Below are 21,315 nucleotides of genomic sequence, written 5' to 3'. Positions count from 1 at the left end.
GAGAAGGAACGACGCCCGGCCCGTGCCGGGCCGGGAAGGCGCAATGGCAGCCGAGTCGCGTTGGGACAGGACACTGGCTTCCGAGGAGATCACGAACCGCACCGCCAGCTTCACCGGTGAGCTGCACAACGTGACCGGTGCGCGGCTGGTCGCGGAGGAGTTCCTCCACGACCTCGCCCGTGCGGCGCCGCCCGCGGCGCCCGAGCACTGGGACGACATCCTCCTCGTCGTCACGGAGCTGGCGGCCAACGCCGTGCAGTACGCTCCGGGGCCGTTCCAACTGCGGCTGCGGCGGACCTTCGACGGCGTGCACGTGGTGATGCACGACACCAACACGACGGAGCCGGCGCCGCGCCCCTTCCGTCCGAGCAAGGGCGGCGGCGGCATCGGCTGGCACCTGATCCACACCCTGTCCGACCAGGTGAGCGTCGTCACCGGGGAACGGGGCAAGGACATCCACGTCTTCCTGCCCTGGTGACGGGCGGCCGCCGGGGAGCGCGGCGGGCGCGGCGGAACCGGCGCGCTGATATTTTTCTGCCGGGTGCGAATCCGTGAACTGCGCGAACGCGGGCACGGGAGGCCGGACCGCCCGAACGGTCCGGCAGGGGGTGGTGGGTCCTCGCCGCGAGGGTCCCCGGGGAGCGGAACGAGGGTGCGCATGACCAGCGACAGCACGGGACCGGCCGACGCGGTTCCGGGCGATCAGGAGTTGCGCCGTCTCCTGGCGGGCCTGACGGCCGTGCGGGACGGCGACTTCGGCACCCGTCTGCCGGACGACGCGGACGGGCTGCTGGGCGACATCGCCAAGGTCTTCAACGGCATGGTGGACCAGTTGTCCGTGTTCACTTCCGAGGTCACGCGGGTCTCCCGCGAGGTCGGCACGGAGGGTGCCCTCGGCGGGCAGGCGCGGGTGCCGGGGGTCTCGGGCACCTGGGCCGACCTGACGGACTCGGTCAACGCCATGGCGGGCAACCTCACCACCCAGGTCCGGGACATCGCCCAGGTGGCCACGGCGGTCGCCCGGGGGGATCTCTCCCAGAAGATCGACGTGGACGCCCGCGGCGAGATCCTGGAGCTGAAGAACACCATCAACACCATGGTCGACCAGCTCTCCGCCTTCGCCGACGAGGTCACCCGCGTCGCCCGCGAGGTCGGCACCGACGGCCGGCTCGGCGGCCAGGCCGACGTCCAGGGCGTCCGGGGCACCTGGCGCGACCTCACCGACTCGGTGAACTTCATGGCGGGCAACCTGACCAACCAGGTCCGCAACGTCGCCCAGGTGGCCACCGCCGTGGCCGAGGGCGACCTCTCCCAGAAGATCACCGTGGACGCCCGCGGCGAGATCCTGGAGCTGAAGAACACCATCAACACCATGGTCGACCAGCTCTCCGCCTTCGCCGACGAGGTCACCCGCGTCGCCCGCGAGGTCGGCACGGCCGGGAACCTGGGCGGGCAGGCCCGGGTGCGCGGGGTGTCGGGGACCTGGAAGGACCTCACCGACAACGTCAACGTGATGGCGTCGAACCTGACCGGCCAGGTCCGCTCCATCGCCCAGGTGGCCACCGCCGTGGCCCGGGGCGACCTGTCGCAGCGGATCACCGTGGACGCCGAGGGCGAGGTCGCGGCGCTGGCCGACGTGATCAACACCATGGTCGACACGCTGTCGGCGTTCGCCGACGAGGTCACCCGGGTCGCCCGCGAGGTCGGCACCGACGGGCGGCTCGGCGGCCAGGCGAACGTGCCGAACGTCGCCGGGACCTGGAAGGACCTCACCGACAACGTCAACTCGATGGCCAACAACCTCACCAATCAGGTGCGCAACATCGCCCTGGTGACGACCGCGGTGGCCCGGGGCGACCTGTCCAAGAAGATCGACGTCGACGCCCGCGGCGAGATCCTCGAACTCAAGACGACCATCAACACCATGGTCGACCAGCTCTCCGCCTTCGCCGACGAGGTCACCCGGGTGGCCCGCGAGGTCGGCACCGAGGGCCGGCTCGGCGGCCAGGCCGAGGTGGAGGGCGTCTCCGGCACCTGGAAGCGCCTGACGGAGAACGTCAACGAACTGGCCGGCAACCTCACCCGCCAGGTCCGCGCGATCGCCGAGGTCACCTCCGCCGTCGCCGAGGGCGACCTGACCCGCTCGGTCAACGTGGAGGCCTCCGGCGAGGTCGCCGACCTCAAGGACAACATCAACGCCATGGTGGAGTCCCTGCGCGAGACCACGCGGGCCAACCAGGAGCAGGACTGGCTGAAGACCAACCTCGCCCGCATCTCCGGCCTGATGCAGGGGCACCGGGACCTGCCGGTCGTCGCCGAGCTGATCATGGACGAGCTGGTGCCGCTGGTGTCGGCCCAGTACGGCGCCTTCTACCTGGCCGAGGACGGGGACGACGGTCCCGAGCTGCGGCTCGTCGGCTCCTATGGCTACCCGGAGCACACCGCCAGACCCACCCGTATCGCCTTCGGCCGCACCCTGGTCGGCCAGGCCGCGCGCAGCCGGCGCACCATCATGGTGAACGAGCTTCCGCCGGGCTACCTGACCATCTCCTCGGGGCTCGGCGAGGTGGTCCCGGCCGCGCTGGTGCTGCTGCCCATCGTGGTCGAGGGGCAGGTCCTCGGGGTCATCGAGCTGGCCTCGGTCTCCGCCTTCAGCCAGATCAACCAGGACTTCCTGGAAATGCTGATGGAGACCATCGGCGTCAACGTCAACACGATCGTGGCCAACGCCCGTACGGACGAACTCCTCGCCGAGTCGCAGCGCCTGACCGGCGAACTCCAGGCCCGCTCCGCGGAGCTGCAGACCCAGCAGGAGGAGTTGCAGCACTCCAACGCGGAGCTGGAGGACAAGGCGTCCCTGCTCGCGGCGCAGAACCGGGACATCGAGGCGAAGAACTGGCAGATCGAGCAGGCCCGGCAGGAGCTGGAGGCACGCGCCCAGCAGCTGTCGCTGGCCTCCAAGTACAAGTCGGAGTTCCTGGCCAACATGAGCCACGAGCTGCGCACCCCGCTCAACAGCCTGCTCATCCTCGCCCAGTTGCTGGCCCAGAACCCCTCGCGCAACCTCACCCCGAAGCAGGTCGAGTACGCGGGCATCATCCACTCGGCGGGCTCGGACCTGCTGCAGCTGATCAACGACATCCTGGACCTGTCGAAGGTCGAGGCCGGGAAGATGGACGTCTCCCCCGAGCGCGTGACGCTGGGCCGGCTCATCGAGTACGTCGAGGCCACCTTCCGGCCCATGACCGGCCAGAAGGGCCTGGAGTTCACGGTCGCGACGGCCCCCGGGGCACCGGCGGACCTGCTCACCGACGACTCCCGGCTGCGCCAGGTGCTGCGCAACCTGCTGTCGAACGCGGTGAAGTTCACCGAGCGGGGCGGCGTGGAGCTGGCCGTCGAACCGGCACCGGACGACGAGGTGCCCGGGGGCGTGGTGCGGGGCGGTCCCGTGGTGGCCTTCCGAGTCAGGGACACGGGTATCGGCATCCCCGAGCAGAACCTGGAGTCGATCTTCGGCGCCTTCCAGCAGGCGGACGGCACGACGAGCCGCAAGTACGGCGGCACCGGGCTCGGCCTGTCCATCACGCGGGAGATCGCCCAGCTCCTCGGCGGCGCCGTCACGGTGGACAGCACGCCCGACCGGGGCAGCACCTTCACGCTCTACCTGCCGGTGGCCCGGCCCGACTTCGAGGACCTGCTGGCCCGCTCCCCCGAGCACCTCCCGGCCGACGCGTCCTCCGGCGTCCCCGACCGTCCGGCACCGGTGGCCGAGCCGGCCGGCGGCCACCGCCGGCGGCCCCGGCGCCTGCTCGTCGTGGAGGAGCGTCCGCGCGGTCTGCTGACCCTCGTCGCGGAGAGCGTGGTCGCCGACCTGACGCACGGGCGGGACGACACGGGCGACCGGCCCCCGCTGGACGTCATCACGGCGGTGGGCGCCGAGGAGGCCGCCGGAGCGCTGGCGGCCGACCCGTGCCATTGCGTCGTCCTGGAGCTGGGCATGCCGGACGGCGAGGCCTCCCGCTTCCTGCGGGCGCTGCGGGGCGACTCGGCGCTGGCGAGCGTGCCGGTGCTCGTGCACAGCGGTCACCGGGCGGACGCCGCCGTGGCGGAGGACCTGCGCTCGCGCGCGGCCGGCGGGACCCTGGAGTTCCTGGCCGGCCTCGACGAGCTGCGCGAGCGCATCGCACTGCACCTGGCCGCCGAGGAACCCGGGGACGTGCTGTCCCTGGTGCGGCCGGAGGAGCCGCCGCGTCCGGACCCGCGGGCCGGTCAGGGTCCGCCCGCCGGGCGCACGGTCCTCGTCGTCGACGACGACGCGCGCAACCTGTTCGCGCTCAGCGGGATCCTGGAGCTGCACGGCTTCAGGGTGCTGCACGCGGAGAACGGCCGCCGGGGCATCGAGGCGCTGGTGGAGCACCCGGAGGTCGCGCTGGTCCTGATGGACGTGATGATGCCGGAGATGGACGGCTACACGGCGACGGCCGAGATCCGCCGCATCCCGCGCTATGCCGAGCTGCCGATCGTCGCGGTCACGGCGAAGGCCATGCCCGGCGACCGGGAGAAGAGCCTGGCCTCGGGTGCCAGCGACTACGTCACCAAACCCGTAGACACCCAGGACCTGATCGCCTGCGTCCGCCGCTGGCTGCCCGCATGAGCGTGTCCGAGCGGTCCGGCGGGCCGGGCGGCGGCCGACGGGACCCGTCCGACCCGGGCGGCATGACGCCGCTGTCGCCGGTGGGCAGACTGGCGGCCACGGTGGACCGGCTCAGCCGCGAGGTGCGGGCCGCCCAGGCGGAGGCCGAGGGCCGGGCGCTGATCGAGCTGGCCAAGGGCGTCCTGGTCGCGCGGCTCGGCTGCGGCCCGGCCGAGGCCGCCCGCCAGCTCGCCGAGCTGGCCGAGCAGTCCCGGGCGACGCCGCTGGAGTTCGCGGTCGACGTCATCAACCAGGCCGCCCGGGACCGCGTGTCGGAGGTGACGGACGCGTTCCTCGCGGCCACCGCCGCGGTGCGGGCCGCCAGGCCCGAGGACGACCCGGACGGCCCGGACGGCACGACCGGCACGGGCGCCGGGGAGCCGGGCGGGACGGTGGCCGAGTCCGCCGCCGTACGCCTGCGGGCGGCCGAGAGCGGCGCACTGGCCGCGGACGACACCCAGGCCGTCGCCGACGCGCTGCTGGAGCAGGCGCTGCGCCCGCTCGGCGCGGTCGCGGTGGCCATCTGGTCGGCCGGGTACGACGGGTCCCTCACCCTGGTGGGAAGCGCCGGGTTCCCGCCCGCCGAGGCGGCCCGCTGGCGGTACGTGCCGCCGGACGTGGCGACGGTGGCCCGGCGCGGACTGACGGAGCGCTCGGGGCAGTGGTTCGCGTCCCTCGCCGGGACGGGGCTGCCCAGCGTGGGCCGGCACCAGTACCCGGAGGGCGGCAGGGTCGCCGTGCCGGCCGGCACCGGGGGGCGCATCCACGGCGTGCTGGAGATCGCCTGGCCGGTGCCGCTGGCCCCGCAGCCCCCGCAGGTGGTCCGCCAGGTCGAGGCCCTGGCGGAGCTGTGCGCGCACACCCTGGAGTCGTACACGCCGCCGCGCGAGCCCGGCCAGGAGCCGCGGGTCATCCCGGACGCGGTGGAGCTGATGGACCTGGCCGACGGGCTGCACGACCCGGCCCTGGTGCTGGTGCCGCACCTGGACGCGGCGGGGCAGCTGGCGGACTTCCGCATCCAGCACGTGAACAAGCGCTTCATGGATCCGGCCGGACGGCCGCGTGCCGTCGTGGGCGGTGCGCTGCTGCTCGAGGCCTATCCGATGGCCGCCGGGGACAGCGAGCTGTTCCAGAACGTGGAGCGCGTGTACGCCACGGGCGAGCCGTTCCGCGCCCGGCACCTGAACCTGACCGCGCTGGTGGACCAGGTGCCGCTGGCGGCGGTCGCGGACATCAGCGTCAGCCGGCACGGCAACGCCGTGCTGCTCATCTGGCGCATCGAGGACGAGACGGCCCGGCTGGCCAGCCTCCTCCAGCACGCCCAGCGGCTCGGCCGCATCGGCGGCTTCGAGGAGAACCTGCTGACCGGCGAGATCACCTGGAACGGGCAGCTGTTCGACCTGTACGGGCGCCCGCACACGAGCACGCCGGTGCCGCTGGAGGAGCTGGCCGCCCACGCCCACCCGGACGACGCCGTGGCCATCGGGCGGTTCCTGCGCACGCTGCTGCACCACCGGCGGCCGGCGTCGGCGGCGTTCAGGCTGCGGCGGCCCGACGGGGTGACCCGGCACGTGCGGGTGGTGGCCGAGCCGGTCCTGGACACCGACGACCGCCTGCTCCTGGTCCGGGGCGCCTGCCAGGACATCTCGGCCCAGCACTGGACGGAGGTGGCGCTCGCCGCGACCCGCGACCAGCTGGCGCACACCGAGCAGCAGGCCGTCGAACGCGCCCGGCTCACCCTGCAGCTGCAGCACGCCATCATGCCGCCCGCCCAGACCCCGCTGCGGGTGCCGGACCTCCAGGTGGCCGTCCGGTACCGGCCCGCGGAGACGGAGCAGCTCGTGGGCGGCGACTGGTACGACGCGGTGATGCTGCCGAGCGGTCTCGTGCTGCTGTGCGTGGGGGACGTCGCCGGGCACGGGATAGAGGCGGCGACCAGCATGGTGGTCCTGCGCAACGCGCTGCGCGGTCTCGCGGTGACCGGGGCCGGTCCCGGACAGCTGCTGTCCTGGCTGAACATCGTGGCGCACCATCTGACGGGCGGGGTCACCGCCACGGCGGTGTGCGGCCTGTACGACCCGGCGCGGCGCACACTGCGCTGGGCCAGGGCGGGCCATCTGCCGCCGGTGCTGGTGCGGGGCCCGGCGGCGGAGCCGCTGCCCCTGGTGCGGGGCATGCTGCTGGGGGCGGTGGCGGAGACCGCGTACGAGGAGGCGGAGGCGCAACTGACCGCCGGGGACACGCTGCTGATGTACACCGACGGTCTGATCGAACGCCGCGACCGGCCGGTGGAGGAGGCGCTGGCCCAGCTGCTGAGCACGGTGCGTCCGACGCCGAACACCCTGGACCAGCATCTGGACCGGCTGCTCACCTACAGCAGGTCGGACACGGACGACGACACGTGTCTGGTGGGCATCCTGGTGGGGTGAGGCACCGCGGGGCGAGCGGGCCCGGCCGGCAGGTGTGGAGCCGGGATTCGGGGGTAACCGCCCGGCGCGGTGGGCCACCCGACGGCCCGCCGCGCCGCCGCGTTGTTGGAGGTACACGTGCCCATGGCCCAGAACCCGCTGTCCGTCGAGGTGACGCTGCCCCGGGAGGACGTCGCGCTGCTCAAGGTGGAGGGGTACCTGGACGTCGACACGGCCACCGAGTTCCAGCACCATCTGGCCAACCAGCTCCACCACGGCCGCAGGCACTTCCTGCTGGATCTGTCGGCGGTCCCGTTCATGGACTCGTCCGGCATGAACATCATCCTGCGGGTCTACCAGGAGGCCCGCGAGCTGCCGGGCAGCGTGCACATCATCTCGCCGGCCCCGGCGGTGCTGCGCGTCCTGGACCTGACGGGGGTGAGCATCACGGTGCCGGTCTCGGAGAGCCTCGACGAGGCCCTCGCCCGGGTGGACGCCCGGCCGGAGGGTCCGCGGGTTCCCGGCGCCTGAGCCGCCGCGGGTCCGCGTCCCGCCCCGCACCGGTCGTGCGGAAGCAGGTGACGCGCCAGGTCGGCGGGTGGTTAGAGTGGTCGACCGGCTGGGTCACGTGGCCGGCACACCGTCCCGGTCGGGGTGGGGTTCGGCGCAACGCGGGTGAGGAGTGGGACAGGTGCCGGAACACGCGGAGGGAACGGCGGGAGCGCCGGCGCGCGAGGTCAGGGACTTTCTGCGGCGCCACCGTGAGCAGATCGCCCAGCGGTGGGCGGACGAGCCCTTGTTCCGGGCCGTGTTCACCCTCTCGCGCGACGAGGCGGTCGAGGCGGCCAAGGCCGTCGTGGACGCGCTGGCCCAAGTCGCGGACGCGGCGCGGGTCGAGGACCCGGACGCCGCCGGATTCACGGCGGTGCGTGAGCAGTTGGCCCGGATGGGCACGGCCCGCTCGCGCGCCGGGCTGAGCACCGCGCAGGTGTCGAGCGAGCTGGCCGCGCTGCGTCCGCCCGTCGAGAACCTGCTGGTGGCCGCCCTGTCCGAGCAGGCCCCGGCCGAACACGTCCGGGACTGTGCCACCGCCCTGAACGTACTGATGGGCACCCTGCGGGTCGTCGTGATGCAGACGGCGCTCAGCGAGGGACAGGCGCTCATCGACCGCCAGCGGCTGCAGTTGCTGGAGGTGGCCACGCCGGTCATCAAGCTGTGGGACGGCATCGTGGCCGTGCCGCTGATCGGCACGCTGGACAGCGCGCGCAGCCAGGTGGTGATGGAGACCCTGCTGGAGTCCGTCGTGGAGCAGCAGGCGCGCTACGCGATCCTGGACATCACCGGCGTGCCGACGGTCGACTCGCTGGTGGCGCAGCACCTGATGAAGACGGTCGCGGCGGCCCGGCTCATGGGCGCCGAGTGCATCGTCTCCGGCATCCGGCCCGCGATCGCGCAGACGATGGTCCACCTCGGTCTGGATCTGGGCACGGTGGTCACCCGGGCGAGTCTCGCCGACGCGCTGGGGTACGTGCTGCACCAGCTCGGCATCGGCATCGTGACGCCCGGCACGAACGGTGCGGTCGCGCGGTGAGCCAGGCGTTTCCCGGGCCCCACGGGGCTCCGGCGACAGGGCATGTACCGGTGCTCCGGCTCGGTGAGGTCCTGCTGGTCACCCTTCAGGGGGACCTGCACGACAGCACGGCGCAGCAGCTCCAGGAGGATCTCGCCGAGGCCATCGTGCGCAGCGGCGCCACCGGTGTGATCATCGACGTCTCCGGCGTGGAGATCGTCGATTCCTTCCTCGGCCGGGTCCTGGCCGAGATCGCCGGGCAGACCGGTCTGCTGGCGGCGCGGACCGTGCTGGTCGGGATGCGGCCCGCGGTGGCCATCACCCTGGTGGAGCTGGGGCTGACGCTGCCGGGCGTACACACCGCGCTCAGTACCGAGGTGGCCATGGAGCTCCTCGGGCGGCAGGCCCCGTCGTCCCGCTTCGGCTGCCTGCGCCGGGAGAGTCGGTGATGCACACCGCCGCGGGCTCCCAGGCCCGCCTGCCGATCCGTTCGGACATGGATCTGGTATGGGTGCGACAGCATGTGCGCCAGGCCGCCGCCCGGCTCGGCTTCGGCCTGGTGGACCAGACCAAGCTGGTCACCGCGGCCAGTGAGCTGGCCCGCAACACGCTCGTGTACGGCGGTGGCGGCACCATGGAGACGGAGTCGATCGTGGCGGGGACCACGCACGGGCTGCGGCTCACCTTCAGCGACGAGGGACCCGGCATCCCGGACGTGGAGCAGGCACTCAGCGACGGGTTCACGTCCGGCGACGGCCTCGGCATGGGGCTGGGCGGCGCGCGGCGCCTGGTGCACGAGTTCGCGATCGAGAGCGCCCCGGGCTCCGGAACGACCGTGCGGGTGGCGTCCTGGGTGGGCCGGCCGCCCCGCCCGCGTGAGGAGTCCTGATGCCCCGCGTGTGGGACGTCCCGGTGCACGACTCGACCCGGGTGCGGGACGCCCGGGTGGCCGCCGAGCACGCGGCGGCCGTGGCCGGTCTCGACGAGCGGCGGACGTCGGCGGCGGCGCTGGTGGCGACCGAGCTGGCCACCAACCTGCTCAAGCACGCCGGGGGCGGCCGGGTCGTCGTCGACGTGGTCGCCCCACCCGTCCTCGCGGCCGACGGGGAGCCGAGGCCGCGCGTGCAGGTCGCGACGGTCGACCACGGGCCGGGGATCGCCGACGTGCCGGCCGCGCTGCGCGACGGTTTCACCACCACCGCGGGCTCCCTCGGTGCGGGCCTGGGCACCTGCGCGCGCGTCGCCGACGACTTCGACCTGCACAGTGCGCCCGGCCGGGGCACGGTGGTTCTCGCCCGGATCGGCGGGTCCGAGGCCCGCGCCGCCGATCCGGGTCCGGCGGCGCGGCTGCGGGCCGGCGGGGTGAACGTCCCGTTCGGCGGTGCGGAGTACTCGGGCGACGCCTGGGCCTGGGTCCGGGACAGGGACCTCGTCACGCTGATGCTGGCCGACGGTCTGGGTCACGGCCCGGAGGCCGCCCGGGCCTCGGCCGCCGCCGTGGAGGCACTGCGCGTCTCGGCCCACCTGCCGCCCGGCGAGGCGGTGCGGCGACTGGACCGGGCGCTGTCCGGCACCCGCGGGGCCGCCGTGGCGGTGGCCCAGGTCGACACGCGGGCCTCGGTGCTCCGGTTCACCGGCGTCGGCAACATCGGGGCGCGGCTGTGCGAGGGCGGCACCTGGCGGCACCTGGTGTCGCGGCCCGGCATCGTCGGCACCCACCGGCCCACCACGCTGCGCGAGGAGGAGACGGCCTGGGCGGACGACCGGGTGCTGGTCCTGCACAGCGACGGTCTGCCGAGCCGGTGGTCGCCGTCGTCCGACACCTGCCGCACCACGACCGACCCGGCGGTGACCGCCGCCGTCACGATCCGTGACGCCAGCAGCTCGGCGCGGCCCGTCCGGGACGACACCGCCGTCGCCGTGCTGGCCCCGACCCCGCCAGATGGCCCATGACCCGTACCTGGCAGATCAGCGACGTCACCGACGCGGCGGTGGCACGCGTCGCCGCCGCACGTCTGGCGACGGCCTTCGGCGTGCCGCCCGTGGAGCGCGCGCGGCTGACGGCCTCCCTCGGCGCACAGCTGCGGCTGTGCCTGACCAAGGGCGGCACCTGGCGGCTCGCCCTGGAGACGGGCACGGTCTCCCGCACCGCCGCCGAGGCCGCGCAGCGCGTGCTGCACGCCGTGGTGACCCCGTCGCCCGAGGCCGCCGCCGCCGGACAGCCGCCGTGGCGGGTGACGGTGCCGTGCCCCGGGGCGGAGGACGTCGGTGCCGTCGCCGCCGCCGTCGCGGGCGCCGTGGCGGACGACCCGGCTCAGCTGGCTCAGGCCCTGCTGGGTGCCGACGAGGACACGGCGCTGGTCCTGGACCGGCTCACCGAACAGGAGGGCCTGGTCGACTTCCACCGGGAGGAGCTCCAGCAGACGAACCAGGGCGTGGTGGCGCTGCACGCCGAACTGGACGCCGCCGGGCGGGCCCAGCGCGAGGCGTTCGCCGCCGAGCGCAAGGCGCGTACGGAGGCGGAGCACGCCCGGCGCAGGCTGACGTTCCTCGCCGACGCGAGCGCGGTGCTGACGGCGTCGCTCGACCATCACGAGATCGTGCGCAGGCTGCCGGAGCTGCTGGTGCCGGAGTACGCGGCCGGTGTGGACATCTGGCTGTTCGACCAGGACGGCGACCGGCCCGGCCCGGCCCACGCGGCCGCCGCGGTGGTCGCCGCCCGCACCGGTCGCCCGCAGTACGCCGCCGCGCACCCCGGCGGGCTGCCCGGCGTCGACGACCAGCCGCCCTCGGCGCTGGCCCCGGACCGGCCCCTGCTGTGCATTCCGCTGCCGACGCGGCAGGCTCCGCTGGGCGTGGTGACCCTGTCCCCGCCCGGGGACCGCTGGGACCCGGACGACGCCGTGATGCTGGTGGAGCTGACCCGGCGGGCCAGCATCGCGATCGACCACGCCCAGCGCTACCAGCACAACCGCGACATCGCCGAGACGCTTCAGCGGGCCCTGCTGACCGAGCTGCCGGCCCCGTCCGGGCTCGCCCTGGCCGCGCGCTATCTCCCGGCCACCCACGGGCTGAACATCGGCGGCGACTGGTACGACGCCTTCCGGCAGCCCGACGGCGGTGTCATCGCCGTGGTCGGGGACGTCACCGGGCACGGGCTGCGGGCGGCCGTGATGATGAGTCAGCTGCGCACCGCCCTGCGCGCGTACGCGGTCGACGGGGGCAGCCCCGGACAGTTGCTGACCCGGCTGCACACCTTCCTGCACCACCTGCAGCCCGACCTGTTCGCCACCGCGGTCATCGCCCGCTTCCACCCGGACGACCCGACGGTGACGTGGGCGGCCGCGGGGCATCCGCCGCCGGTGCTGCGCACCCCGGACGGAGGGGTCCGCACCCTGGACGCCAAACCCGGTGCGATGCTCGGCATCCCGATGCGCCAGGAGATCGCGGACCACACGGTGCCGATGGCGCCCGGTTCGACGCTCGCGCTGTACACGGACGGTCTGGTGGAGCGCCGCGCCCGCGGCATAGACCCGGGCATCGCGCGGCTGGCGGACGCGCTCGGGTCGTTCGGTCCGGCGGAGCTGGACGCGGACCTGGAGGGCTCGGCCGACGGGATCCTGCGTCCGATGCTCAGCGACTCCGAACGGGACGACGACGTGTGTCTGCTGCTGTGTCACCTGCGCGCTACGGGCTGATCCAGGCTGATCTTCGGGAAAAGTTCCAAGCGGTTCGCTCCCGCCCGGTGCGCCGCGGGCCCGGGCGGGGCATGGTGGTGATCAGGACGTGTCGCCTGCCTGCCGCACCCGGCTGGCCGAAGCGGTGTGGGCGCGGTGGCATGGACGAGGTGCGAAGCGGCGATCCAGGGGCAGGCGAACGGCGTTCGCGGCAGACCGCCCCGGAGCCGCAGAAAGGGATGAACACCGTGACACGACCCAGGATCCTGGTGGTCGGCGCAGGTTTCGCCGGCGTGGAGTGCGTCCGTCGCCTGGAGCGGCAGCTCTCCCCCGGCGAGGCCGACGTCACCCTGGTGACGCCGTTCTCCTACCAGCTCTATCTGCCCCTGCTGCCGCACGTCGCCGCCGGGGTGCTCACCCCGCAGTCGATCGCGCTCTCCCTGCGCCGCAGCAGCCGCTACCGGACCCGCATCATTCCGGGCGGCGCCATCGGGGTGGACCTCGATGCGAAGGTCTGCGTGGTGCGCACCATCACCGACCGGATCGTCAACGAGCCCTACGACTACATCGTGCTGGCGCCCGGCAGCATCACCCGCACCTTCGACATCCCGGGGCTCACCGACCACGCGTTCGGCATGAAGACCCTGGCGGAGGCCGCGTACATCCGCGACCACGTCATCTCCCAGCTGGACCTCGCCGACGCCAGCCAGGACCCCGCGGAGCGGGCTTCGCGGCTGCAGTTCGTGGTGGTGGGCGGCGGGTACGCGGGCACCGAGACCGCGGCGTGCCTCCAGCGGCTGACGCACGCGGCCGTCAAGCGCTACAACCGGCTGGACCCGGCGCTGATCAAGTGGCATCTGATCGACATCGCGCCGAAGCTGATGCCGGAGCTGGGCGAGAAGCTCGGCCGCGACGCGCAGCAGATCCTGACGCGGCGCGGCATCGACATCTCCCTGGGTGTGTCCATCGCCAAGGCGGCTCCGGAGGAGGTCACCTTCACGGACGGCCGGGTGGTGCCCACCCGGACGCTGATCTGGACGGCGGGCGTGGTGGCGAGCCCGCTGATCGCGACGCTGGGCGCGGAGACGGTCAAGGGGCGGCTCGCGGTCACCGCCGAGATGTGCCTGCCGAACCACGACGGGGTGTTCGCGCTGGGCGACTCCGCGGCCGTGCCCGACCTCGCCAAGGGACACGAGGGTGCGGTCTGCCCGCCCACCGCCCAGCACGCGATGCGGCAGGGGCGGCGGGTCGCCGAGAACCTCATCGCCGTCCTGCGCAACCAGCCGATGCGGCCGTACGTCCACAGGGACCTGGGGCTCGTCGTCGACCTCGGCGGCACCGACGCGGTCTCCAAGCCGCTCGGGGTCGAGCTGACGGGTCTGGCCGCGCAGGCGGTGGCCCGCGGCTACCACTGGTCGGCGCTGCGCACGGGCGTGGCCAAGGCCCGGGTGGCCGCCGACTGGGCGCTCAACGCGGTCGCCGGCGACGATTTCGTCCGCACCGGATTCCAGGCCCGCAAGCCCGCCAAGCTGAAGGACTTCGAGTACACCGACGCGTATCTGACACCGGAACAGGTGCGGGAGCGGGTCGCGGAGGCGGACCGGGCCAAGCGGTGACCCCCGGCCGCCCCCACCTCCCGTAACGGACCGGGGCATGACATGCTGAGAAGTGGATCTCGGCGTGAACCGGCCGGGACGTGGCTGGAACCGGCTGTGAGGGCCGGCTGTGAATCGGGAGAGTGTACGGCGGCGTGAAGGCAGCGGGACGCTCGGCGCGGACACGGCTGCGCGACCGCGTCGCCGCGTCCGACCCGGGTCTGTTGCGGCTGACGGCGGGTTTGCGGACGGTGGGCGCCATCGCGCTGACGCTGGGCGTGCTCGCCGTGTTCGGCGTGGACGTCAAGCACCTGGTCGCGGGCGCCATGACGGCGATGGTCGCGACCTTCGCCATCCGGGAGAAGGAACCGGGCCCGCAGGCGGTCACGCTGGCGCTGGGGCTGCCGGTCGCCCTGGCCTCGGTCTCGCTGAGCACGCTGCTCACTTCGTGGGTCGTCGTCGGCGACGCCTTCTTCGTCGTCCTGATCTTCTCGGCGGTCTTCGTCCGCCGGTTCGGCGACCGGGGCACCGCGCTCGGGCTGATCGGCTTCCAGGTCTACTTCGTGTCGCTGTTCGTCGGCGGCAAGGTGTCCGGGCTTCCGGGGCTGTGGGCCGCCGTCGCCGTGGCGTTCGCGTCCAGCGCGGTGGTGCGCTTCGGGGTGGTCCCGGCGACGCCCGCGCGCATCCTCGGTCTGCTGCGGCAGGCCTTCCGGGCCCGGCTGGCCCAGCTGATCGCCACGCAGATCGAGTTGCTGGACGCCGGTCCCGACGACATCGACAAGACGCTGGAGCGCCTGCGCGAGGGCACCGCGCGCCTGCACGAGACGGCCCTGATGATCCAGTCCCGGCTGGAGGAGGGCACACCCGACGCGTCCACGGCACGCCTGGTGCAGCGGCGCATCGCGGACGCCGAGATCGCCGCCGAGCGCCTCGGTCTGCTGCTGCTGACCGCGCGCAGCGCCGAGCGGGCCGACACCCTCACGCTGCATCTGCCGGGTGCGCCCGCTCCCGCGGTGGGCCACTCACCCGCGCCCGGCGAGGCCACGGAGCTGCTGCGCCGCGATCTCACCGCGCTGCGCACCCTGGTGCTGCGGCCGCCCGCGGAGGCGCGCGGTACGGCCCTGTCCCACCTGCGCAACCGGCTGCTCGGCTACCGCGACGAGGAGAACCTGCCCGAGGCGACCGCCGCCGTCCAGGACGTGTTCCGCGGCATCGGTGAGACGGCACGCGCGGTCATGGGCCTGAGGATCGCGCTGGACGGGCCGCAGGACGAGTCCGACGACTCACCGGCCACCGCCCGCTCCCGGGAGGAGCTGGACGCCGAGGACGCGGCCATCGACGCCGGTGAGGAGGCGGCCGAGGAGGAGGAGCCGACCGGGCTGCGGCGGCCCACCACGCGCGCCGCGGTGCAGGTGGCCGTGGGGTCCTCGCTGGCGATCGTCGGCGGCGAGTTCCTGTCCTCGCAGCGCTGGTACTGGGCGGTGCTCACCTGCTGGATCGTCTTCATCAACACCGCCTCGACCGGCGAGATCCTGGTCAAGGGCTACCGCCGGCTGCTCGGTACGGTGCTGGGGGTGGTGGCGGGCATCGTGCTGGCCGGTGTGGTGGGCAACCACACCTGGACCGCGTTCGGGCTGGTGCTGGTGCTGATCTTCGCGATGTTCTACACGGCGCCGCTGTCCTACACGCTGATGTCGTTCTTCGTCACCGCGATGCTCGGGCTGCTGTACACACTGCTGCACACCTACAGCATGTCGGTGCTGCTGCTGCGGGTGGAGGAGACGGCGCTCGGCGCGGCCTGCGGGATCGTGGCGGCGGCGCTGGTACTGCCGATACGCACCGACCGGCGGACCAACGATCTGCTCGGCACGGTCCTTGAGCGGCTCACCGACGTCACGGAGGGCGCCGTCGACCAGCTCAGCGGCGGACCCGCGGCGGACCTGCTGGACACCGCGCGGGAGCTGGACCAGGCGCTGGGCGACCTGCGGGCCGCCACCCAGCCGCTGACCCATCCGATCACGCCGCTGCGGGCCCGGCGGGACACCGCCCAGTACGTGGTGGCGCTGCTGGAGACCTGTGCCTATCACGCGCGGTCGCTGGCGGCGACGGCCGAGCTGCTGCCCACCCATCCGTCGATCGCGGCCGACCCGCGGCTGCGCGGCGCGGTGCGGCGCACGGTGCGCAACATCGGGGCGATCGCGGCCCACGTCGCGGACGAGAACGCCGGGACCCAGGTGGAGACCGGGCCGAGCATCGCCTCGCTGCTGGAGCCGGACGCCGCCGGAGTACCGCGGTACGGCCGCATCACGGGCCGGGTGCTGCGGCACCTGGAGCGGCTGGACGAGGCGGTGGTCGGCCTCGCCCGGCCGCTGGGCGTGTCCGTCAGGGCGCCGCAGCGGTGACGGTCCCGCCCGGGTGGTGAGGGTCAGAAGTCGCTGGGCAGACCGCTGGCCTCGGCGATGCCGCGCAGCTCCTCGTTCTGCTGGTGGCGTTCCTTGAGGTAGTCGGCTATCTCGCCGAGTCGTTCGGGGTCGGAGGCGGTGGCCGCGTCGGTGACGACCCGGACCGGTCCGGTCACGTCGGTGCTGATCTCGACGACCTCGTTGTCGAGGCGTCCGGTGACGGCGGTGGCGATGACCAGTGCGGCCTCGTCCCTGATCTCCTGGGGCAGCGCCTCGGTGCTGTCCCCGTCCAGGGAGAAGTCGATGGTCGGCATCTGCTGCTCGTCGATCGCCTGGAGGACCGGTTCCACCACGCTGAGCAGCAGCTGGTAGTCGTCGCTGGCCATGCGCACGCGCAGCAGGTCGAGGTAGACGTCCACGGGACGTCCGTCCGGCGGAGGAATCTCGTGTTCGTTCATTCGCCCCGTGTTCCCCGTGCCGGGCGGCTCAGACCCTCCGCCGGAGAGTGACGTCCGGTCCCTTCTTGCCCGTCACTTTGAAGAGCGCCTCGGACAGCCTCCGCCAGGTGGCGCCGGGCCGTCTCCAGGGCCTGCCGTACGTCACGCGTGCCGGTCGACACGCACAGCGTGTATGCCAGGTCCCGGGTCCGCGGGCCCGGTTCGCCCGTCGCGTCGGCGCTCTCGTTCGCCGCGGCGGCCTCGTACTCCTCGAGGAGTCCGCGCAGCACCGCGGGGTGTGGCATCAGCATCCGTCCCCTCCCCTCCCGGTCCCTCCCCGTGGCCCCTGCCCCAGCGTCCGCCATCAGGTCCGCGCCGGGTGGCCGGGGCGGGCCGTGCGCTGCCCCATCGCCTCGTCGCGCACGCGGGCGCAGCTGCGGGTGATGAGCCGCGAGACGTGCATCTGCGAGATGCCCAGGCAGTCGGCGATCCGGCTCTGCGTCATGTCCTCGAAGAAGCGCATGTAGAGAATGGCGCGCTCGCGTTCGGGCAGCCTGCGCAGGCCCTCCTTGGCGGACTCGCGGTCGATCACCGTGTCGTACGAGGCGTCGGCGGCGCCGAGGGTGTCCGCGAGGCTGTAGCCGTCGTCGCCCGCCGACAGCTCGGCGTCCAGCGAGAGGGTGCTGAAGCTCTCCAGCGCCTCCATCCCGGCACCGACCTCGTCCTCGCTCAGCCCGGTGTGGGCGGCGAGGGCGGCCACCGAGGGTTCGGGGCTGCCGGGGCTCTGGGCGAGTTCCCGGCGGGCGACGCGCACCTTGTTGCGCAGTTCCTGGACCCGGCGGGGCACCCTCAGGGCCCACATCCGGTCGCGGAAGTGGCGCTTGACCTCGCCGGTGATGGTGGGCACGGCGTAGCTCTCGAAGGCCCCGCGCTCGGGGTCGAAGCGGTCGATGGCCTTGACCAGGCCGAGCGCCGCGACCTGGCGGAGGTCCTCGATGGACTCCCCGCGGTCCCGGAACCGTCCGGCGATGCGGTGGGCCATGGGCAGCCAGGCCGTGACGAGTTCGTCGCGGACGGCGTCGCGTTCGGGTCCGTCCGCCAGCCCGGCCAGGCGGCCGAAGAGGGCCATGGTGTCGGGGGCGTCGTCGTGGCGGCGGCGGGCGGGGGCGGCCGAGGGGTGGGCGGGCCGGGTGGACTGGGGAGTACCGGGACGGATGGTGGGCGTTTCTATGAGCATGCGGATCCGCTCCTGAACGGTGGTCTCAGGGACTTTCCGCGGGAACGGCGCTGTCCGGGTCGTCCCCGGCACAGCCGGGGCACCGAAGCAGCCCTACCGCTCCCGCTGCTGCGCCTCCGGTCCGAAGCACGAATCTGCGACTGCCCCCGGCCCGGTGGAGCAAACTCCGCTTTTCGAAAAGTCATCAGGACAGCGGAACGACCACGGTGATGCACTTGCCGCCCGCGGGAAGATCTGCCACCCGCACCTCGCGGGCCAGCCGGCAGACGATCGGCCAGCCCCGGCCGCCGAGGCGTCGAAGGCCCCGGTCGTCGGTGGCCGGCACCGCCACCGGCAGGTCGTGGCTGCGGTCGCACACCGAGAGGCGCACGCCCGGTCGCGGTCCCGGCCCCACGACGTCGACCTGGAAGTCGGTGATGCCGCCGCCGTGCAGGATGGCGTTGGTGGTCAGCTCCGAGGCGACGAGCACGGCGTCCGACAGGGCACACGGGTCGCACGAGGCCCGCCCGGAGGCGCCGCAGCACTCGGTGACGGCGCGTTCCACCGCCGCGCGCGCGTCGGCGGGCCGGCACGGCCGGTACCGGTGGCCGGAGTCCCCGCCGCGCTGCTCGACGACGGGTTGAGTCGTGTCCCTGTCACGCATCGGTCAGCTCCCTGGTCGGTCGGACGGCCCGGTCCGGCACTGCGCGTGCCGTGCGGCCCGTCACTTTCGGCTGACCTCTGCCGGTAGGGGCAAACCTGCGGTCCTCCGTGCGGCCCAAGGGCCATCCGGGCGCCCTGCGGGGGTACGCGGAGTGCATGACGGATGTTGTGGACGCGGACGAACTACTGCGCCGGATGCACCGGGCGAGGACCTGCGCGCTGGCGGAGGGGCGGAGCTGGCGGGCGCGCAGCGAGGCGCTGCGGTCGACCGACCCGGAGGGCTCCCGGGAGGCGGCCGTGCGGACGGTGGCGTACGAGGCGGTGCTGCGCGTGCTGGACGAGGTGCTGACTCCGGGCCGGAACGCGGACCGGCGGTCCCCGGCCGATTGACGGGGCGCCGGACGGGAAACCGGGGCGGCATGACAGTCGACCACCGCCGAGCACCGGTCCTGGAAGCCCTCGTCGAGTACCGCCGTGCGGGACGGCTGTCGTTCACGCCGCCCGGGCACAAGCAGGCGCGCGGGGCGGACCCGGCGGTGCGCGAGGTGCTGGGTGACGCCGTGTTCCACGGGGACGTACTGGCGACGGCCGGACTCGACGACCGGCTCACCCGGGGACGGGTGCTGCGGCGTGCCCAGGAGCTGATGGCGGACGCCGTGCACGCGGACCACACGTTCTTCTCGACCTGCGGGAGTTCCCTGTCGGTGAAGGCGGCGATGCTGGCGGTGGCGGGACCGCACGAGAAGCTGCTGATCGGCCGGGACGCCCACAAGTCAGTGGTCTCGGGGCTGATCCTGTCCGGCATCGAGCCGGTGTGGGTCGAACCGCTCTGGGACGCGGAACGGCATCTGGCCCATCCGCCGTCCGCCGCGTCGTTCGAGGAGGCGTTCACGGCGCATCCCGGCGCCAAGGGCGCCCTGATCACCAGCCCGACGCCGTACGGTGCGAGCGCCGATCTGCGGGCCGTCGCCGAGGTCTGCCACCGGCGCTCGCGGCCGCTGATCGTCGACGAGGCGTGGGGGGCGCATCTGCCCTTCCATCCGGATCTGCCGTCCTGGGCGATGGACGCGGGCGCGGACATCTGCGTGACCAGCATCCACAAGATGGGCAGCGGTCTCGAACAGGGCTCGGTGTTCCACCTGCGCGGCGATCTGGTGCCGCCCAAGCTGCTCGGCATGCGCGCCGACCTGCTGAGCACCACCAGCCCGTCGGTGCTGATCTTCGCCGGTCTCGACGGGTGGCGCCGCCAGATGGCGCTCGGCGGTCAGGAGCTGATGAGCGGCGCGCTTTCGCTGGCGGCCGGCGTCCGGGCGGCCGTCGAGGAGATCGACGGCATGCACGTCAACGACCGCGAGGACTTCTGCGGGCCCGGGCGGGCCCACGGATTCGATCCGCTGCCGGTCGTCATCGACCTCGACGGGCTCGGAGTCCCGGGCTTCCGGGCGGCGGACTGGCTGCGGGAGCACCGCGGTGTGATCGCCCACATCACCGACCACCGCCGCATCGGCGCGCAGATCACCCACGGCGACGACCGGGGGACCGTCGGCGAGCTGCTCACCGCCCTCAAGGACCTCGCCCGGGCCGCCCCGGGCCTCGGGTCCGCGCCACGCGTCGAGGTACCGTCGCCGGCCGAGCTGCGGATGTCTCAGGTGTGCCTGCCCCGGGACGCGTTCTTCGGCCCCACCGAGGACGTGCCCCTGGACCGGGCCGCCGGCCGGGTCGCGGCGGAGATGATCACTCCGTATCCGCCCGGCATTCCGGCCGTGCTGCCGGGCGAGCGGCTGGCCGAGCCGGTCCTGCGCTATCTGCGCAGCGGCCTGGAGGCGGGGATGTACCTCCCCGACCCGACCGATCCGGCACTGGAGACGGTCCGGGTCGTCGCGGAGCACGGTGCGTGAGACGGGTCACGTGTCCCCGTGCCGGTTTCGCGGAACGCCCAGAGATGGTTTAGCGTTCATCCATACGTGGCGACGGAGTCGATCGAAATGTCCTCCGTAGTCACCGCTTACGGCCCTGGCCGGCCTCCCCCGTCCGGCCAGGGCTTTTTCACGCCCTCGCGCCCCCGTCCCCGGTTCCGGCACGGAATCCGTACGGGATCCCGCCGTCCGCCGAGGTGCTCAGCGCGGCGACAGAGACTGAAATGGGCATAGGGAAAGCCCCGGAACCGAATCGCCGGCGAGGAGCCCCGTGCCATGACCAAAGCGATCAAATTGCTGAACGTCCTCCCCCTCCCCCAGCGCGCGCGGCTCATGGAGCTGGCCCAGGAGGTCTCCTTCCCGGAGGACGACCGGATCTTCGACGCGGGAGGCAGGGCGGACCGCTTCTGGGTCGTCCGCTCGGGCGCGGTTTCCCTGACCCAGCAGGTGACGTCGCTGCAGCGGGTCACGGTCGCCAGTCTCGGCGTGGGCGACCTGCTCGGCTGGTCCTGGCTGTTCCCGCCCTACGAGTGGGACTTCGGCGCCGAGGCGTTCAGCCCGGTGCGCGCCTACGAGTTCGAGGCGGCCGCGGTGCTCGACCTGTGCGAGCGGGACCCGCAGCTGGGCATCGTGCTGGTGCGGTCGGTCGCGGAGATCCTCGCGCACCGGCTGGAGTCCACCAGGGGCCGGCTCATGGAGCACTACGCCCTGCACGGGCGCGGCTCCCTGTGAGCCGCC

Annotated in this window: 18 protein-coding genes; 14 read left to right on the top strand and 4 right to left on the bottom strand. The window is 73.4% G+C overall.

Annotation, left to right across the window (positions count from 1 at the left end; genetic code table 11):
* The first annotated feature begins 43 nt into the window (after positions 1–43).
* The 11 genes from ACH4D3_RS10930 (at position 44) to ACH4D3_RS10880 (ending at position 16,345) form a co-directional block, all read left to right on the top strand.
* A complete protein-coding gene (locus ACH4D3_RS10930; protein WP_398319445.1) occupies positions 44–478 on the top strand; it encodes an ATP-binding protein in 435 nt (144 codons plus the stop codon).
* 180 nt (positions 479–658) lie between these two features.
* Positions 659–4,654, top strand: coding sequence for a HAMP domain-containing protein (locus ACH4D3_RS10925; RefSeq protein WP_398319442.1), 3,996 nt, complete (start codon positions 659–661; stop codon positions 4,652–4,654).
* Positions 4,651–7,122 (top strand): SpoIIE family protein phosphatase, encoded by a 2,472-nt coding sequence (locus ACH4D3_RS10920; RefSeq protein WP_398319439.1) that lies wholly within the window; start codon positions 4,651–4,653, stop codon positions 7,120–7,122. Before ACH4D3_RS10925 ends, ACH4D3_RS10920 begins: the two co-directional genes overlap by 4 nt.
* 117 nt (positions 7,123–7,239) lie before the next feature.
* Positions 7,240–7,632, top strand: a complete 393-nt coding sequence (locus ACH4D3_RS10915; RefSeq protein ID WP_398319437.1) for an STAS domain-containing protein — start codon at positions 7,240–7,242, stop codon at positions 7,630–7,632.
* Positions 7,633–7,792: 160 nt separating this feature from the next.
* The gene (locus ACH4D3_RS10910) at positions 7,793–8,692 is read left to right on the top strand and encodes an STAS domain-containing protein (protein ID WP_398319434.1); all 900 of its coding nucleotides are present in this window, start codon (positions 7,793–7,795) and stop codon (positions 8,690–8,692) included.
* Positions 8,689–9,120 (top strand): STAS domain-containing protein, encoded by a 432-nt coding sequence (locus ACH4D3_RS10905; protein WP_398319431.1) that lies wholly within the window; start codon positions 8,689–8,691, stop codon positions 9,118–9,120. Before ACH4D3_RS10910 ends, ACH4D3_RS10905 begins: the two co-directional genes overlap by 4 nt.
* Positions 9,120–9,560 carry an anti-sigma regulatory factor gene (locus ACH4D3_RS10900; RefSeq protein ID WP_398319428.1) on the top strand — a complete coding sequence of 147 codons (441 nt, stop codon included), beginning with the start codon at positions 9,120–9,122 and terminating at the stop codon, positions 9,558–9,560. The genes ACH4D3_RS10905 and ACH4D3_RS10900 overlap by 1 nt, the downstream gene beginning before the upstream one ends.
* Entirely contained in the window at positions 9,560–10,624 is a 1,065-nt protein-coding gene (locus ACH4D3_RS10895; protein ID WP_398319425.1) for a SpoIIE family protein phosphatase, read from the top strand. The genes ACH4D3_RS10900 and ACH4D3_RS10895 overlap by 1 nt, the downstream gene beginning before the upstream one ends.
* The gene (locus ACH4D3_RS10890; RefSeq protein WP_398319422.1) at positions 10,621–12,369 is read left to right on the top strand and encodes a PP2C family protein-serine/threonine phosphatase; all 1,749 of its coding nucleotides are present in this window, start codon (positions 10,621–10,623) and stop codon (positions 12,367–12,369) included. Before ACH4D3_RS10895 ends, ACH4D3_RS10890 begins: the two co-directional genes overlap by 4 nt.
* A gap of 218 nt (positions 12,370–12,587) precedes the next feature.
* Entirely contained in the window at positions 12,588–13,964 is a 1,377-nt protein-coding gene (locus ACH4D3_RS10885) for an NAD(P)/FAD-dependent oxidoreductase (protein WP_398319419.1), read from the top strand.
* Between the two features lie 134 nt (positions 13,965–14,098).
* Positions 14,099–16,345 carry an FUSC family protein gene (locus tag ACH4D3_RS10880; protein WP_398319416.1) on the top strand — a complete coding sequence of 749 codons (2,247 nt, stop codon included), beginning with the start codon at positions 14,099–14,101 and terminating at the stop codon, positions 16,343–16,345.
* 23 nt (positions 16,346–16,368) lie between these two features.
* Here the strand turns inward: ACH4D3_RS10880 and ACH4D3_RS10875 are convergent, their stop codons facing one another.
* The 4 genes from ACH4D3_RS10875 to ACH4D3_RS10860 form a co-directional block, all read right to left on the bottom strand.
* A complete protein-coding gene (locus tag ACH4D3_RS10875; protein ID WP_115745654.1) occupies positions 16,369–16,803 on the bottom strand; it encodes a hypothetical protein in 435 nt (144 codons plus the stop codon).
* On the bottom strand, positions 16,800–17,093 hold the full coding sequence (locus ACH4D3_RS10870) for a DUF5133 domain-containing protein (RefSeq protein ID WP_398319413.1): 294 nt from the start codon (positions 17,091–17,093) through the stop codon (positions 16,800–16,802). Before ACH4D3_RS10870 ends, ACH4D3_RS10875 begins: the two co-directional genes overlap by 4 nt.
* A gap of 53 nt (positions 17,094–17,146) precedes the next feature.
* Complete coding sequence (locus tag ACH4D3_RS10865) at positions 17,147–18,019, bottom strand: SigB/SigF/SigG family RNA polymerase sigma factor (RefSeq protein WP_398319410.1); 873 nt, start codon at positions 18,017–18,019, stop codon at positions 17,147–17,149.
* A gap of 184 nt (positions 18,020–18,203) precedes the next feature.
* Positions 18,204–18,662, bottom strand: coding sequence for an ATP-binding protein (locus ACH4D3_RS10860; protein ID WP_398319407.1), 459 nt, complete (start codon positions 18,660–18,662; stop codon positions 18,204–18,206).
* Between the two features lie 155 nt (positions 18,663–18,817).
* Between ACH4D3_RS10860 and ACH4D3_RS10855 the strand changes: the two genes are divergently transcribed.
* The 3 genes from ACH4D3_RS10855 (at position 18,818) to ACH4D3_RS10845 (ending at position 21,309) form a co-directional block, all read left to right on the top strand.
* Positions 18,818–19,051: a hypothetical protein gene (locus tag ACH4D3_RS10855; RefSeq protein ID WP_398319404.1), complete on the top strand. Its 234-nt coding sequence runs from the start codon at positions 18,818–18,820 to the stop codon at positions 19,049–19,051.
* Positions 19,052–19,080: 29 nt separating this feature from the next.
* Positions 19,081–20,559 (top strand): aminotransferase class I/II-fold pyridoxal phosphate-dependent enzyme, encoded by a 1,479-nt coding sequence (locus tag ACH4D3_RS10850; RefSeq protein ID WP_398319401.1) that lies wholly within the window; start codon positions 19,081–19,083, stop codon positions 20,557–20,559.
* A 294-nt stretch (positions 20,560–20,853) separates the two neighbouring features.
* Positions 20,854–21,309 (top strand): cyclic nucleotide-binding domain-containing protein, encoded by a 456-nt coding sequence (locus tag ACH4D3_RS10845; RefSeq protein ID WP_398319398.1) that lies wholly within the window; start codon positions 20,854–20,856, stop codon positions 21,307–21,309.
* Positions 21,310–21,315: the final 6 nt, after the last annotated feature.

Origin of the sequence: Streptomyces sp. NPDC018026, assembly GCF_044327745.1 — a bacterium.
GTDB classification, from domain to species: domain Bacteria; phylum Actinomycetota; class Actinomycetes; order Streptomycetales; family Streptomycetaceae; genus Streptomyces; species Streptomyces rubrogriseus.
Note: the sequence above shows the minus strand (reverse complement) of the source record. Positions and strands in the feature narration are given on the sequence as shown.